Annotated in this window: 17 protein-coding genes; 14 read left to right on the top strand and 3 right to left on the bottom strand. The window is 70.5% G+C overall.

Annotated features, from left to right (window positions below; genetic code table 11):
* Positions 1-49 precede the first annotated feature (49 nt).
* The 7 genes from ACZ56U_RS12150 to ACZ56U_RS12120 all read left to right on the top strand — a co-directional run bounded on the left by ACZ56U_RS12150 (position 50) and on the right by ACZ56U_RS12120 (position 8,037).
* Positions 50-1,849: an ABC transporter substrate-binding protein gene (locus ACZ56U_RS12150; protein WP_469083948.1), complete on the top strand. Its 1,800-nt coding sequence runs from the start codon at positions 50-52 to the stop codon at positions 1,847-1,849.
* Positions 1,850-1,959: 110 nt separating this feature from the next.
* Positions 1,960-2,958 (top strand): ABC transporter permease, encoded by a 999-nt coding sequence (locus ACZ56U_RS12145; protein ID WP_469083947.1) that lies wholly within the window; start codon positions 1,960-1,962, stop codon positions 2,956-2,958.
* Positions 2,955-4,052, top strand: a complete 1,098-nt coding sequence (locus ACZ56U_RS12140; protein WP_391232620.1) for an ABC transporter ATP-binding protein — start codon at positions 2,955-2,957, stop codon at positions 4,050-4,052. Before ACZ56U_RS12145 ends, ACZ56U_RS12140 begins: the two co-directional genes overlap by 4 nt.
* Before the next feature lie 11 nt (positions 4,053-4,063).
* Positions 4,064-5,332, top strand: coding sequence for an ABC transporter ATP-binding protein (locus tag ACZ56U_RS12135; protein ID WP_469083946.1), 1,269 nt, complete (start codon positions 4,064-4,066; stop codon positions 5,330-5,332).
* A gap of 78 nt (positions 5,333-5,410) precedes the next feature.
* A complete protein-coding gene (locus tag ACZ56U_RS12130) occupies positions 5,411-6,067 on the top strand; it encodes a trimeric intracellular cation channel family protein (RefSeq protein ID WP_469083945.1) in 657 nt (218 codons plus the stop codon).
* A 60-nt stretch (positions 6,068-6,127) separates the two neighbouring features.
* A complete protein-coding gene (locus ACZ56U_RS12125; protein WP_469083944.1) occupies positions 6,128-6,982 on the top strand; it encodes a thioesterase family protein in 855 nt (284 codons plus the stop codon).
* A 50-nt stretch (positions 6,983-7,032) separates the two neighbouring features.
* The gene (locus ACZ56U_RS12120) at positions 7,033-8,037 is read left to right on the top strand and encodes a helix-turn-helix transcriptional regulator (RefSeq protein ID WP_469083943.1); all 1,005 of its coding nucleotides are present in this window, start codon (positions 7,033-7,035) and stop codon (positions 8,035-8,037) included.
* Between the two features lie 136 nt (positions 8,038-8,173).
* Here the strand turns inward: ACZ56U_RS12120 and ACZ56U_RS12115 are convergent, their stop codons facing one another.
* Entirely contained in the window at positions 8,174-8,800 is a 627-nt protein-coding gene (locus ACZ56U_RS12115; protein WP_391232612.1) for a TetR family transcriptional regulator, read from the bottom strand.
* A gap of 146 nt (positions 8,801-8,946) precedes the next feature.
* Here ACZ56U_RS12115 and ACZ56U_RS12110 point away from each other — a divergent pair, with 146 nt between their 5' ends.
* The 3 genes from ACZ56U_RS12110 to ACZ56U_RS12100 are packed head-to-tail and all read left to right on the top strand — an operon-like array spanning position 8,947 to position 10,651.
* Entirely contained in the window at positions 8,947-9,111 is a 165-nt protein-coding gene (locus ACZ56U_RS12110; protein ID WP_469083942.1) for a hypothetical protein, read from the top strand.
* 43 nt (positions 9,112-9,154) lie between these two features.
* Positions 9,155-9,430, top strand: a complete 276-nt coding sequence (locus ACZ56U_RS12105; RefSeq protein ID WP_469083941.1) for a DUF4190 domain-containing protein — start codon at positions 9,155-9,157, stop codon at positions 9,428-9,430.
* A gap of 51 nt (positions 9,431-9,481) precedes the next feature.
* A complete protein-coding gene (locus tag ACZ56U_RS12100; protein WP_469083940.1) occupies positions 9,482-10,651 on the top strand; it encodes a cysteine desulfurase family protein in 1,170 nt (389 codons plus the stop codon).
* Between the two features lie 25 nt (positions 10,652-10,676).
* Here the strand turns inward: ACZ56U_RS12100 and ACZ56U_RS12095 are convergent, their stop codons facing one another.
* Entirely contained in the window at positions 10,677-11,342 is a 666-nt protein-coding gene (locus ACZ56U_RS12095) for an N-acetylmuramoyl-L-alanine amidase (RefSeq protein ID WP_469083939.1), read from the bottom strand.
* A 60-nt stretch (positions 11,343-11,402) separates the two neighbouring features.
* Between ACZ56U_RS12095 and mnmA the strand changes: the two genes are divergently transcribed.
* Complete coding sequence (gene mnmA / locus ACZ56U_RS12090; RefSeq protein WP_469083938.1) at positions 11,403-12,530, top strand: tRNA 2-thiouridine(34) synthase MnmA; 1,128 nt, start codon at positions 11,403-11,405, stop codon at positions 12,528-12,530.
* 66 nt (positions 12,531-12,596) lie between these two features.
* Here the strand turns inward: mnmA and ACZ56U_RS12085 are convergent, their stop codons facing one another.
* Positions 12,597-12,923: a DUF427 domain-containing protein gene (locus ACZ56U_RS12085; protein WP_469083937.1), complete on the bottom strand. Its 327-nt coding sequence runs from the start codon at positions 12,921-12,923 to the stop codon at positions 12,597-12,599.
* A gap of 76 nt (positions 12,924-12,999) precedes the next feature.
* Here ACZ56U_RS12085 and ACZ56U_RS12080 point away from each other — a divergent pair, with 76 nt between their 5' ends.
* The 3 genes from ACZ56U_RS12080 to ACZ56U_RS12070 are packed head-to-tail and all read left to right on the top strand — an operon-like array spanning position 13,000 to position 14,826.
* The gene (locus ACZ56U_RS12080; protein ID WP_469083936.1) at positions 13,000-13,584 is read left to right on the top strand and encodes a class I SAM-dependent methyltransferase; all 585 of its coding nucleotides are present in this window, start codon (positions 13,000-13,002) and stop codon (positions 13,582-13,584) included.
* Positions 13,581-14,120, top strand: a complete 540-nt coding sequence (locus ACZ56U_RS12075; protein WP_469083935.1) for an LOG family protein — start codon at positions 13,581-13,583, stop codon at positions 14,118-14,120. The genes ACZ56U_RS12080 and ACZ56U_RS12075 overlap by 4 nt, the downstream gene beginning before the upstream one ends.
* 7 nt (positions 14,121-14,127) lie before the next feature.
* Positions 14,128-14,826, top strand: coding sequence for an SDR family oxidoreductase (locus ACZ56U_RS12070; protein WP_469083934.1), 699 nt, complete (start codon positions 14,128-14,130; stop codon positions 14,824-14,826).
* Positions 14,827-14,830 lie beyond the last annotated feature (4 nt).

The following is a 14,830-nucleotide window of genomic DNA, read 5'->3' as shown; positions in this document are numbered from 1 at the left end:
CCGTGGCACTGACACGGGGTCTCTCATCAAATTCGGAGGATCCGAGATCGTGACTACCCAACGCACCTCAGGGCGGCGGAAGCAGGCATTTGCCGCTGTCGCCGCGGTCGCCGCGCTGCTGACCACGGCGGCGTGCGGCGGCGGCGACGACGACGGCGGTGAAAAGGGCTCGGCGACCGGCGCGGCCGGCTTCAACGCCGCGAACAACAAGGTCGCCCAGGCCTCGCTGGCCAAGAAGGGCGGCGAGCTGAAGTTCGCCGGTGCCCAGGACGCCGACTCGTGGGACACCACGCGTGGCTACTACGGCTTCATGTGGAACTTCGCGCGCTACTACAGCCGTCAGCTCGTCACGGGTACCCCGGCGCCGGGCGAGGAAGGCACGAAGCTCGCCCCGGACCTGGCCACCGGCCTCGGCAAGGTCACGGACGACGGCAAGACCTACACGTACACCCTGCGTGACGGCGTCACGTGGGAGGACGGCAAGCCGATCACGTCCAAGGACGTCAAGTACGGCATCGAGCGTGTCTGGGCGCAGGACGTGCTGTCCGGCGGCCCGGTCTACCTCAAGGACGTCCTCGACCCCAAGGGCGAGTACAAGGGCCCGTACAAGGACAAGTCCGCGGACAAGCTCGGTCTGAAGGCGATCGACACGCCGGACGACAAGACGATCGTCTTCCACCTGCCGGCGGCCAACGCCGACTTCGAGGAGATCCTCGCCCTGGTCTCGGCCTCCCCGGTCCGCCAGGACAAGGACACCAAGTCCAAGTACGGCCTGAAGCCGTTCTCCTCCGGCCCGTACAAGTTCCAGTCGTACAGCCCGGGCAAGGACCTGGTCCTGGTCCGCAACGACAAGTGGAGCCAGGCCTCGGACCCGATCCGCAAGGCCTACCCGGACAAGATCTCGGTCAAGTTCTTCTCGAACGCCAACGACCTGGACGCCCGTCTGCTCGCCGGTGACTACGACCTGGACATCAACCAGACCGGTCTGTCGCCGCAGGGCCGCACCTCCGCCCTCCAGGAGCACAAGGCCAACCTGGACAACCCGGTCTCCGGTTACATCCGGTACGCGGTCTTCCCGCAGACGGTGAAGCCGTTCGACAACGAGCACTGCCGCAAGGCCGTGATCTACGGCGCCGACCACGTCTCGCTGCAGACCGCGCGTGGTGGCCCGGTCGCCGGTGGTGACATCGGCACCAACATGCTGCCCCCGACCGTCCCCGGTGCCGAGGGCCAGAAGTACGACCCGTACGAGCTCGCCGGTGCCAACAAGAACGGCAACGTCGCCAAGGCCAAGGACGAGCTGAAGGCCTGCGGCAAGCCGAACGGCTTCAAGACCACCATCGCGGTGCGTAACAACAAGCCGGTCGAGGTCGCCACGGCCGAGTCCCTCCAGGCCTCGCTGAAGAAGGTCGGCATCACCGTCGACATCGACCAGTACGACGGCTCGCAGACCTCCGGCATCATCGGTAGCCCCTCGAACGTGAAGAAGAAGGGCTACGGCATCATCATCATGGGCTGGGGCGCCGACTTCCCGTCCGTCCAGGGCTTCGGTCTCCCGCTGTGGGACGGCAGCTACATCCTGGAGAGCGGCAACAACAACTTCGCGATGATCGACGACAAGAAGATCAACGGGCTGTTCGACACCTACGTCAAGACGCAGGACGACGCGGGCAAGCTGGCCATCGCGAAGGACATCAACCACGCGGTGATGGAGGGCGGCTACTACCTGCCCTTCGTCTTCGAGAAGTTCGTGAACTGGCGCGGTGGCCGTCTGGCGAACGTCTACACGTCGGACAACTACAGCGGCATGTACGACTTCGTCAACCTCGGTCTGAAGTCCTCGAAGTAACCCCGGCACACCCGCCGAACGGCACGAAAGGCAGGTGAAGGCCGGCGACGCGTGAGCGCGGGCCACCGGAAGACCTCCGGTGGCCCGCGGTCCGCGGCGGGCCGAGAGCTGTGCTCGCTTACCTCATCAGGCGGCTGTTCGCCGCCGCAGTGATGCTCGTGGTCATCATCATGGTGGTCTTCGGCATCTTCTTCCTCGTCCCCAAGTGGGCGGGCGTCGACGTCGCCTTGAGCTTCGTGGGCAAGCAGGCCGACCCCGCCGCCGTCGAGGGCGTGCGGCAGAAGCTGGGTCTGAGCGACCCGATCTACGCCCAGGTCTGGGAGTTCTTCAAGGGCATCTTCGCGGGCCGCACCTACGTGGGCGGTGGCGACACCGTGCACTGCTCCGCGCCGTGCTTCGGCTACTCCTTCCGCAGCGAGCAGGCCGTCTGGCCGGTGCTGACCGACCGCTTCCCGGTGACCCTGGGTCTCGCGCTCGGTGCCGCCGTGCTGTGGCTGATCCTTGGTGTCGCCGCCGGTGTGCTCTCCGCGCTCAAGCGGGGCAGCCTGTGGGACCGCAGCGCGATGGTCGTGGCCCTGTCGGGTGTCTCCCTCCCGATCTACTTCACCGGCCTGCTGAGCCTCGCGATCTTCTCCTACGGTCTGGGTTGGATCGACGGCCAGTACGTGCCCCTGGAGGACAGCTTCACCGGCTGGCTCGGCGGCATGATCCTGCCCTGGATCACCCTGGCGTTCCTCTACGCCGCGATGTACGCCCGGATCACCCGCGCCACCATGCTGGAGATCCTCGGTGAGGACTACATCCGGACGGCCCGTGCCAAGGGCCTGACGGAACGGGTCGTCATCAGCAAGCACGCCATGCGCTCGACGATGACCCCCATCCTGACCATGCTCGGCATGGACCTCGGCGCCCTCATCGGCGGCGCGATCCTGACCGAGACCACGTTCAGCCTCCCCGGCCTCGGCCAGGCCGTGCTGAACGGCATCAAGAACCAGGACCTGCCCATCATTCTGGGCGTCACCCTGATCACCTCCGTCGCTGTGCTGATCGCCAACCTCGTGGTGGACGTCCTGTACGCCGTGATCGACCCCCGAGTGAGGCTCGCATGACCGAACTGAGCAAGAGCGGAGCGGCCGTGGGCGAGCCCACCCCCGCCTCGCCCGCGCCGACCGCGTTCCTGGAAGTGCGCGACCTGAAGGTGCACTTCCCGACCGACGACGGTCTGGTCAAGTCCGTGGACGGGCTCAGCTTCCAGCTGGAGAAGGGCAAGACCCTCGGCATCGTGGGCGAGTCCGGCTCCGGCAAGTCGGTGACCTCGCTCGGCATCATGGGCCTGCACACCGCCGGCCAGTACGGCAAGCGCAAGGCGCAGATCTCCGGCGAGATCTGGCTGGACGGCACCGAGCTGCTCTCCGCGGACCCCGACCACGTGCGCAAGCTGCGTGGCCGCGAGATGGCGATGATCTTCCAGGACCCGCTGTCCGCGCTGCACCCGTACTACACGATCGGGCAGCAGATCGTGGAGGCGTACCGCATCCACCACAACGTGGACAAGAAGACCGCCAAGCGCCGCGCGGTGGAGATGCTCGACCGGGTCGGCATCCCGCAGCCGGACAAGCGGGTGGACAGCTACCCGCACGAGTTCTCCGGCGGTATGCGCCAGCGCGCGATGATCGCGATGTCGCTGGTCAACAACCCCGAACTGCTCATCGCGGACGAGCCGACGACCGCCCTGGACGTGACCGTCCAGGCGCAGATCCTCGACCTCATCCGGGATCTGCAGAAGGAGTTCGGCTCCGCGGTCATCGTCATCACCCACGACCTGGGCGTCGTCGCCGAGCTGGCCGACGACATCCTGGTGATGTACGGCGGCCGCTGCGTCGAGCGCGGTCCGGCGGAGAAGGTGTTCTACGAGCCGCGTCACCCCTACACCTGGGGTCTGCTCGGTTCGATGCCGCGCCTCGACCGCGACCAGCAGGAGCGCCTCATCCCGGTGAAGGGCTCCCCGCCCTCGCTGATCAACATCCCGTCCGGCTGCGCCTTCAACCCGCGCTGCCCGTACGCGGACGTCCCCAAGGACAACGTCACCCGCACGGTCCGCCCCGACCTGACCGAGGTCGGCAGCCAGCACTGGGCCGCCTGCCACATGACCCAGGAGCAGCGGGAGCGTATCTGGACCGAAGAGATTGCGCCGAAGCTGTGAGCGAGGACAAAGTGAGCATCCCTGCGCCGAGCGAAGGCACGGTGATCACCAAGAGCGGTGCCGCCCCCGGCGAGACCCTGCTCAAGGTGACCGGGCTCCAGAAGCACTTCCCGATCAGGAAGGGCCTGCTCCAGCGGCAGGTCGGCGCGGTGCGCGCGGTCGACGGCATCGACTTCGAGGTCAAGTCCGGCGAGACCCTCGGCGTCGTGGGCGAGTCCGGCTGCGGCAAGTCGACGATGGGCCGGCTGATCACCCGCCTGCTGGAGCCGACGGCCGGCACGGTCGAGTTCGAGGGCCAGGACATCACGCACCTCGGGGTGAGCGGCATGCGTCCGCTGCGCCGCGATGTGCAGATGATCTTCCAGGACCCGTACTCGTCGCTGAACCCGCGCCACACCATCGGCACGATCGTCGGCGCCCCCTTCAAGCTCCAGGGCGTCACGCCCGAGGGGGGCATCAAGGCCGAGGTCCAGCGGCTGCTGTCGGTGGTCGGTCTCAACCCCGAGCACTACAACCGCTACCCGCACGAGTTCTCCGGCGGTCAGCGCCAGCGCATCGGCATCGCCCGCGCGCTGGCCCTGAACCCGAAGCTGGTCGTGGCCGACGAGCCGGTCTCCGCGCTCGACGTGTCGATCCAGGCCCAGGTCGTGAACCTGCTGGACGACCTCCAGCAGGAACTCGGTCTGACGTACGTGATCATCGCGCACGACCTCTCGGTGGTGCGGCACGTCTCGGACCGGATCGCGGTGATGTACCTCGGCAAGATCGTCGAGCTGGCCGACCGCGAGTCGCTGTACAGGGCGCCGATGCACCCGTACACCAAGGCGCTCATGTCGGCGGTGCCGATCCCGGACCCGCGGCGCAAGAACGCCAAGAGCGAGCGCATCCTGCTCAAGGGCGACGTGCCCTCGCCGATCTCCCCGCCGAGCGGCTGCCGCTTCCACACCCGGTGCTGGAAGGCGACGCAGATCTGCACGACGACCGAGCCGAAGCTCACCGAGCTCAAGCCCGGTCAGCAGGTGGCCTGCCACCACCCGGAGAACTTCGAGGACCAGGCTCCGCAGGACACCGTCCTGCTGACGGTCGCCAAGGAAGCGGCCGAACTGGTCGCGGACGAGGTGCTCGCGGAGTCGGCGGAGACGTCGGCCGCGGTGGCGGCGGAGGTCGGGGCCGCCGAAGCGCCCAAGCCGCCCAAGGCTCCCGAAGCGCCCAAGGCTCCCGAAGCGGCTGAGAGCGCCGCGGCCACCGACGAGCCCGAGGCTCCGTCGAAGGACGCATAAGCCCCTCAGTAGGTCCTGTCAGCGAGCCCCCGCCTTCATTTGCAAGGTGGGGGCTCGCTGCTGGGTGAGAATGTACGGGTGCTCCAGAACCTGTTCACCCCTTCCGTCCAGCACACGCTCGATCTCGTCGGCATCTTCGTCTTCGCCATCTCCGGTGCGCTGCTGGCCGTCCGCAAGAACTTCGACGTCTTCGGCATCGCCGTCCTCGCCGAGGTCACGGCCCTGGGCGGTGGACTGTTCCGCGACCTGATCATCGGCGCCGTCCCGCCCGCCGCCTTCACCGATCTCGGGTACTTCATCACCCCGCTGCTCGCCGCCGCCCTGGTGTTCTTCCTCCACCCGCAGGTGGAGCGCATCCAGTTCGGCGTGAACGTCTTCGACGCGGCGGGCCTCGGCCTCTTCTGCGTCACGGGCACGACGAAGGCGTACGACTACGGGCTCGGTCTCACCCAGTCGGCCACCCTCGGACTGGCCACCGCGGTCGGCGGGGGTGTGCTCCGGGACGTGCTCGCCAACGAGGTGCCGTCACTGCTGCGCTGGGACCGCGACCTGTACGCGGTCCCGGCGATGGTCGGCGCCACCCTGGTCGTGCTCTGCATCCGCTACGACGCCCTCAATCCGGTCACCAGCGGACTGGCGGTCGTCACCGCCTTCGTGCTGCGGTTGCTGGCGATGCGATACCACTGGCGAGCGCCGCGGGCCTGGAACCGGCGTTCGACCGTGAGCGAGGAGTGACGACCGCCCTCCGGCCGAGAAAAGCTACCGCTTAGTAGTTATCTGTTGTAGCGTTCAGCCATGCCAGAAGCAGCTACCGCCACGCAGGCCACGATCGGCGACAGCGAGTTCGACCGGGACACCGCACTCACCCGCCGCGCACCCGGTGTCTACGACATCGACCTGTCCGCCGGCTGGACGATCATCAGTGCCGTCAACGGCGGCTACCTTCTGGCCGTGCTGGGCCGCGCCCTCGCCGACGCCCTGCCGCACACCGACCCGTTCACGATCTCCGCGCACTACCTGACGGCGTCCCAGCCCGGCCCCGCGGTCGTCCGCACCGACGTCGCCCGCACCGGCCGCACCCTCTCCACCGGCCAGGCCTCGCTCTTCCAGTACGACGAGCAGGGCAACGAGATCGAGCGGATCCGGGTCCTGGCGTCGTACGGCGACTTGGACGCGCTGCCCGACGACGTCCGTACGACGGCGACGCCGCCCGCGATCCCGCCCATGGACCAGTGCTTCGGCCCCGAGGACGGGCCGGCCCCCGTCGACGGCAGCTCCGCCCTCACCGAGCGCCTGATGCTCAAGCTCGACCCGAGCACGCTCGGCTGGGCTCTCGGCGCCCCCTCCGGCAAGGGGGAGATGCGCGCCTGGTTCGGTCTGGCCGACGGCCGCGACCCGGACCCCTTCTCGCTGCTTCTCGCGGTGGACGCGCTGCCGCCCACCGCCTTCGAGATCGGCCTGAAGGGCTGGGTGCCCACGGTCGAGCTGACGGTCCACGTCCGTTGCCGTCCCGCCCCGGGCCCCCTGCGCGTCTCCATCACCACCCGCAACCTCGCCCACGGGTTCCTGGAGGAGGACGCCGAGGTCTGGGACAGCGCGGACCGTCTGGTGGCCCAGTCCCGCCAGCTCGCCCGCGCCCGGCTCGGCTGAGCGGCGCCCGCCCGGCACGGACGGCGCCCCGGTGAGGGGATCCTGGTGGGGTGAAGTCCGACCGCCTGCTGTCGATCCTGCTGCTCCTCCAGACCCGCGGCCGTGTCCCGGCGCGCGAACTCGCGGACCGCCTCGAGGTGTCCGTCCGCACGATCTACCGGGACATCGAGGCACTCTCCGCCTCGGGCGTCCCCGTCTACGCCGAGCGTGGGCGGCACGGCGGCATCGAACTCCTCGCGGGCTTCCGCACGGACGTCACCGGACTGACGGCGGACGAGTCCCGCGCCCTGTTCATCCTGGCGGCGCAGGGCGCGCACGCCGCGCTCGGCCTGGACGCGGCCCTCGGCTCGGCCCTGCGCAAGGTGATGGCCGCCCTTCCGGCCCCGCACCGCCCCGCCGCCGAGGTGGCCTCCCGCCGCATCCTGGTCGACGCCACCCGCTGGAAGGGCGGGCCCCGGCCGGCCGTCGACCTGGAGGTGCTCCAGGACGCCGTCTTCGCCGACCGCCGGCTGCGGTTGCGCTACCGGCACAGCGGGCGGCGCGAGCCGCGGACGTACACCGTCGACCCGTACGGTCTCGTCTCCAAGGCGGGTGTCTGGTACCTGGTCGCCGACCGGCGGGCGAGGCCACAGCTGTTCCGCGCGGACCGGGTGCGTACGGCGACCGTCCTCGACGAGCCCGTGCGACGGCGGCGGGGCGTCGAACTCGCCGAGGTCTGGGAGGCCTTGCGCCGCGAGGTCGAGGAACGCCCCGGCGGGATCGACGTCGTCGTACGCGTCCGGCGTGACCGCCTCGACCTCTTCCTGCGCCTCAACGCCCCCTATCTGGCCGAACTCCCCGAGGACGAGGGGCCCAACGACTGGGTGACGGTCCGGCTGTCGTACGGCGTGCTCGGCGAGACCCGTCAACTGCTGCAGTTCTCCGACCGGATCGAGGTGCTCTCGCCGCCCGAGGTGCGCGCGGAACTGGTCCGGGCGGCCGCCTCTGTCACGGACCTGTACCAGCGACCAGCAGGCGGCGCGGAGGAGAACCGCAGGTCGGACGGGGCGCTTTAGGCGGCCTCTGCCCGGCGCACAGGCAGGGGACAGCGCGTCCTCAAGGGAGCGCTACACCCCGAGCCGGGCGGCGACCTCGGAGGCGACCGGGAGCTGACGTCCCTCGGTGTGGGGCCGGAGGGTCGCGGCCGGCCGGTCAGTCCCGCCAGTGTTCCCGGCCGATGCTGATGAGGCGCATCTGGCGGGTGGCGACCTGTGTGACCCGTTCCCGCTCCTCCTCCGGGGCCTCCAGCGCCTCCAGGAACAGGGAGGCGGTGATGAGCATCTGGTCGACGTAGAGGTGCGCCAGCATCAGCAGGTCGTCGTCGCTCCAGCCCTCGGACTCCGGGTCCTTGGCGAGTTCCTCCTTCACCTCCTCCGCGAACCGGGCCAGTTGGCCGCGGATGGCCTCCCGCACCGGCTGGACGCCGCCGTGCCGCTCCCGGGCGATGAAGCGGACGTGGGCGGGGTGCGTGCGGACATGGTGGGAGATCAACTCGACGGCGCGGTCTATGCGTTCGCCGGCGGTGTCGGCCACCGTGACCGTGGTGCGGATCATCGGGTGCAGGCTGCCCAGCGCCTCCTCGACGAGGGCGACGCCGAGGTCGGCGGTGGAGCGGAAGTGCCGGTAGAAGGCCGTGGGCGCGACGCCGACGGCGCGCGTGACCTCGCGCAGACCCAGACTGCTCAGGCTCTGCTCCTCCAGCAACCCCAACGCGGCGTCGAGGAGCGCCTGTCGGGTCTTGAGCTTCTGGGCCTGCCGGATGCCGAGGGTGTGACTCATACCATGCAGTAAACAACTGTTCTCTGGAATTGAGAAGTCATCGGGAGCGCTAGACTGGGCACTCGGTGAACAACTGTTACTACAACTGTTCACCGACTTGTCACGAGAAGCACCCACGCAAGCATCTCGGAGGGGGATCTCATCCCATGCTGTTCCTCGTCGCCGCACTCCTGCTCTTCGGCGCCGTCCTGGGCACCGTCGCCCACGCGCCGTTCGCCTTCACCGCTGTCGCCGCCGCCGTGATCGCCGCCTGGCTCGGCATCTTCGCGCTCCGCGAGCGGAACTCCCGCCGCCACGCGTCGACCCGCTGACCGCCGGCCCGCCCGACCCATCGACCTCAGGGGACTGATCACCATGCAGCTCACCGCCCCGGCCACCCAGGCCACCCAGCGCACCGGAGTCCGCGACGCCGACGGCATGGCCGTGGCCTCCTTCATCCTCGGCCTCGTCGGCCTCCTCGTCCTGAACGTCTTCCTCGGCCCGGTCGCCATCGCCCTGGCCTCGGTGGCCCTGTGGCGCGGTACCGCCCGCCGCGGCCGCGCCTTCCTCGGCCTCGGACTCGGCGTCGCCGACCTGCTCGTCCTGGTCGCCTTCATGCAGATGGACAGCACCGTCTCCTGGAGCTTCTAGGCCGGGACCGCACACGAGGCCGACCGGCCGGGCCCGTAGAATCGGGTCACCATGGCTTACCTCGACCACGCCGCGACGACCCCGATGCTTCCCGAGGCGGTCGAGGCACTCGCCGCACAGCTGGCCGTCACCGGCAACGCCTCCTCCCTCCACGCATCCGGCCGCCGCGCCCGGCGCACCGTCGAGGAGGCCCGGGAGACCCTTGCCGAGTCCCTGGGCGCCCGCCCCAGCGAGGTCGTCCTCACCTCCGGCGGCACCGAGGCCGACAACCTCGCGGTGAAGGGCCTGTACTGGTCCCGCCGCGACGCCGACCCGGCCCGCACCCGCGTCCTGGCCAGCCCTGTCGAGCACCACGCCGTCCTCGACGCCGTGCACTGGCTCGGCGAGCACGAAGGCGCCACGGTCGAGTACCTCCCCGTCGACACCCACGGCCGCGTCCACCCCGAGGCCCTGCGCGAGGCCATCGCCCGCGACCCCGACGACGTCGCCCTCGCCACCGTGATGTGGGCCAACAACGAGATCGGCACGATCATGCCGGTCCGTGAACTGGCCGACGTGGCACGGGAGTTCGGCATCCCCCTGCACGCCGACGCGGTCCAGGCGTACGGCCAGGTCCCCGTCGACTTCGCCGCCTCCGGACTCGCCGCGATGACCGTCTCCGGCCACAAGATCGGCGGCCCCTACGGCATCGGGGCCCTGCTGCTCGGCCGTGAGTACACCCCCGTCCCCGTTCTGCACGGCGGCGGTCAGGAGCGCCATGTCCGCTCCGGCACCCTCGACGTCCCCGCCGTCGCGTCCTTCGCCGTCGCCGGCCGCCTCGCCGCCGAGCAGCACGCGTGGTTCGCCCGGGAGATCGGCGCCCTGCGCGACGCCCTCGTCGAGGCGGTCCGTACGGCGGTCCCGGACGCGATCCTCGGCGGCGACCCCGCGCCCGGGGGCCGGCTCCCCGCCAACGCCCACTTCACCTTCCCCGGCTGCGAGGGCGACTCCCTCCTGCTGCTCCTCGACGCCCAGGGCATCGAGTGCTCCACCGGCTCCGCCTGCACCGCCGGGGTCGCCCAGCCCAGCCATGTCCTGCTCGCCACCGGCACCGACCCGGACCTGGCCCGCGGCACCCTGCGCTTCTCCCTCGGCCACACCTCCACCGAGGCCGACGTGGAGGCCCTCGCCCGGGCGATCGGCCCGGCGGTCGAACGCGCCCGCGCGGCAGGACTGACGTAACGGGAGACGGGCGGGCGGCCCGGTGTCAGGCGGTTCTCGTGCGTGCCGCGCGCACCAGGCGCAGGTACCGGTCCCAGTCCCAGTGCTCGCCGGGATCCGTGTGGTCCGTCCCCGGCACCTCCACGTGCCCGATGATGTGCTCGCGGTCCACGGCGATGTCGTAGCGCGCGCAGATCCGTGCCGTCAGACGCGCCGAGGCCTTGTACATCGCGTCGGTGAAGTCCTCGGGCCGGTCCACGAACCCCTCGTGCTCGATGCCGACACTGCGCTCGTTGTAGTCGCGGTTGCCCGCGTGGTACGCCACGTCCAGCTCTCGGATCATCTGCGTGACCCGGCCGTCCTGGCCGACGATGTAGTGCGCCGCCGCCCGGTGCCCCGGGTCCTGGAAGGCCTTGACCGCGCTGGCGAAGCTGCCCTGGGTGACATGGACGATCACCATGTCTATGCCGTAGTCGTCGGGCCGGTCCGCGCGCCGCCAGTTGGCGTCCGAGGCCGCGATCCAGCGCGCGCCGGTGTAGTCGACCTCGCCCTTCTTGCGGGGCTTCGCCACGCCCGGCGTGCGCCACCACAGGCGCGCCAGCTCGTCGCGGGCCAGCACACCGGTGCCCACCGCGGCGGCCGCCCCGCCCACGATCAGCGCGCGCCGGCCGATGTGCCGGTCGCCGTCCTCGGATGCCGTTCCCGCCCCCATGTGACCGTCAACGGATATCCGGCGGCTGCGGTTCCCGCGCCCCCGTACCCTGGAAGGGTTATGACGAACTCCACGCAGCGCCCCCTCCGCGTCCTCGCCGCCATGTCCGGCGGCGTGGACTCCGCCGTCGCCGCCGCCCGCGCCGCGGAAGCCGGCCACGACGTGACCGGCGTCCACCTCGCCCTCTCGGCGAACCCGCAGTCGTTCCGCACGGGCGCGCGTGGCTGTTGCACCATCGAGGACTCCCGCGACGCCCGCCGCGCCGCCGACGTCATCGGCATCCCCTTCTACGTCTGGGACCTCGCCGACCGCTTCCGCGAGGACGTGGTCGAGGACTTCGTCGCCGAGTACGAGGCCGGCCGCACCCCCAACCCGTGCCTGCGCTGCAACGAGAAGATCAAGTTCGCCGCCCTGCTCGACAAGGCCCTCGCGCTCGGCTTCGACGCGGTCTGCACCGGCCACTACGCCCAGGTGATCGTCCGCGAGGACGGCACCCGTGAGCTGCACCGCGCCTCCGACATGGCCAAGGACCAGTCGTACGTCCTCGGCGTCCTCGACGACCGGCAGCTCGCGCACGCGCTCTTCCCGCTCGGTGACACCGTCACGACCAAGGAGGAGATCCGCGCGGAGGCCGAGCGCCGGGGCCTGGCGGTGGCCAAGAAGCCCGACTCCCACGACATCTGCTTCATCGCCGACGGCGATACCCAGGGCTTCCTGGCGAACCGCCTCGGCAAGGCGGAGGGCGACATCGTCGACGAGTCCGGCGCCAGGATCGGCACCCACGAGGGCGCGTACGGCTTCACCATCGGCCAGCGCAAGGGGCTCAGGATCGGCACCCCGGCCGCCGACGGCAAGCCGCGCTACGTCCTCGACATCTCCCCGGTGAACAACACCGTGACCGTCGGTCCGGCCGCCTCCCTCGACGTCAGCGGGCTCACCGCGATCAAGCCCCGCTGGTGCGGCGCCGCCCCGACCGGTCCCGGCACCTACACCGCCCAGCTGCGCGCCCACGGCGGCGAGACCGAGGTCCGGGCGGAACTGGTGGACGGCGAGCTGAGGGTGTCGTTCACGGAGCCCGTCCGCGGGGTCGCCCCCGGCCAGGCGATCGTGCTCTACGACGGCACGCGCGTGGTCGGCTCGGCGACGATCGCCTCGACCACGCGCGCGACGGCGGGCGCCACGGCGTGACGCGGTCGCCCGCCGCCGGCCGAGCCGGCCGTTCGAGATCCGCCCGGCCGGTGACCGCAACCGCCCCTAGCCGGTGACCTCCGCCTCGTAGAAGCACAGGTGGTCCTTGATCTCGGCCACGTCCGGCTTCGGCTCCGGGTACGCCCACACCAGGTCGGGCGCGTCAGGCAGCGACCAGTAGGAGGCCGTGCCCTTGAAGGGGCAGTACGAGTGCGTGTCGGACGGGGTCAGCAGATCCAGGCGGACGTCCTCGGCGGGGATGTAGTAGCGCGCCGGACAGCCCGTCTCGCGCAGGACGAGCGGGCGGTCGGTCTCCGCGAGGACATGGTCGCCGTGCACCACGCGCACGTGCTCGGTGCTCCGCTCGACGGTGATGCGGTGCCCTTGGGTCACGATCTGCCTCCTCAGGGGTAGCCGTTGTGGAAGGTGCAGCGCGCGCCGGGCCCGAGTTCTTCCCGGGGAGGTCCTCATGGGAGCGGCAGATCCGTCCATGGACCGGCACCACCTCGTCCACCGGTTCCGCTACGCCCTGCGTCACCCCGAGCGGGTGCCCGCGCACACCCGGCGGGCCGCGCGGGACGCCTGGCTCCGGGGCAGTGACCCCGGCCACTACTACGGCATCGACATCTCACCCGCCGTCCTGCGCGCCGCCCAGGACACCCTCGCCCGCGAAGGCCTACAGGCCAAACTGCCGCATCTGATGCTCGTCGACGACCTGGCCTTCGGCTTCCTGCCCGCCGGGTGCTTCGACGTCGTCCACGCGCACAGCGTCTTCTCGCACTCGCCCCGGCCGGTCATCGAGCAGTGCTTCGCGCATGTGGGCCGGATCCTCGCGCCCGGCGGCTTCTTCGACTTCACCTTCAACCGCACCGAGGGCCGCGAACACCAGGTGCCCCGCGAGGACTTCTCCTACCGCACCCGCACCCTGACCGCGCTCGCCGCCCGGCACGGCCTGAAGGCGCGGTTCATGGACGACTGGGAGCGGATGCCGCACCGGCAGTCCAGGATGCGGCTGACCGCGATGTCCGACCGGGCCCGTACGGTGGGCCCATGAACATCTGCGTCTTCCTCTCGGCCGCCGACCTCGACGAGCGGTACACCCGACCCGCGCGGGAGTTCGCCGAACTGCTCGGCAAGGGCGGCCACACGCTGGTGTGGGGCGGCTCGGACGTCGGGCTGATGAAGGTCGTCGCGGACGGCGTGCAGGAGGCGGGCGGCCGGCTCGTCGGCGTCTCCGTGGAGTTCCTGTCCGCCAAGGTCCGCCCGGGAGTCGACGCGATGGTCATCGCCAAGGACCTCGCCGAGCGCAAGAGGCTCCTCCTGGAGAAGTCCGACGCGGTGGTGATCATGGTGGGCGGCACGGGCACGCTCGACGAGGCCACGGAGATCCTGGAGCTGAAGAAGCACGGTCACACCGACAAGCCGGTGGTCCTGCTCAACACCGCGGGCTTCTACGACGGATTGAAGGAGCAGTTCCGGCGCATGGAGGACGAGGGCTTCCTGCCGCGCCCGCTGACCGAGCTGGTGTTCTTCGCGGAGGAGCCGGTGGGGGCGCTGGCCTATCTGGAGGAGAGCCAGGGCGTCGCGTGATGCGACGATGACGCCCATGGCTACTCATGTGATCACCGGGGCGGGCTCCGGCATCGGCGCGGCCGTCGCCCGCCGCCTCCACGCGCGCGGGGACGACCTCGTGCTGCACGCGCGCGACGCGGGCCGGGCGAAGGAACTGGCGGCCCAGTTCCCCGGCGCGCGGACCCTCGTCGGCGATCTGGCGGACCCCGACAAGCTGTCCTGGGCCTTCTCCCACCAGTCGCTGCCCGACCGGGTCGACTCCCTGCTGCACATCGCCGGCGTGGTGGACCTCGGTCCGGTCGGCGACCTCACCCCGAAGTCCTGGCGGCACCAGCTCAACGTGAACCTGGTCTCACCCGCCGAGCTGACCCGCCACTTCCTGCCCCCACTCCGCGCGGCGCGCGGCCATGTGGTCTTCGTGAACTCGGGCGCCGGACTGAACGCCCACGCCGACTGGTCCGCGTACGCGGCCTCCAAGCACGGCCTGAAGGCCCTCGCGGACTCCCTGCGCCACGAGGAGCACGCGCACGGGGTCCGCGTCACCTCGGTCTACCCCGGCCGCACCGCCAGCCCCATGCAGGCCAAGGTCCACCAGCAGGAGGGCAAGGAGTACGACGCCTCGCGGTGGATCGACCCCGAGTCGGTCGCGACGGCCCTCCTGACCGCGCTGGACCTGCCCCGCGACGCGGAGATCAACGACCTGACGGTCCGCCCCGGCCGATGACCCA

It is taken from the genome of Streptomyces sp. NPDC034103 (assembly GCF_055575395.1).
The sequence above is the reverse complement of the archived record's forward strand: the minus strand, read 5'-3'. Positions and strand labels throughout refer to the sequence as shown.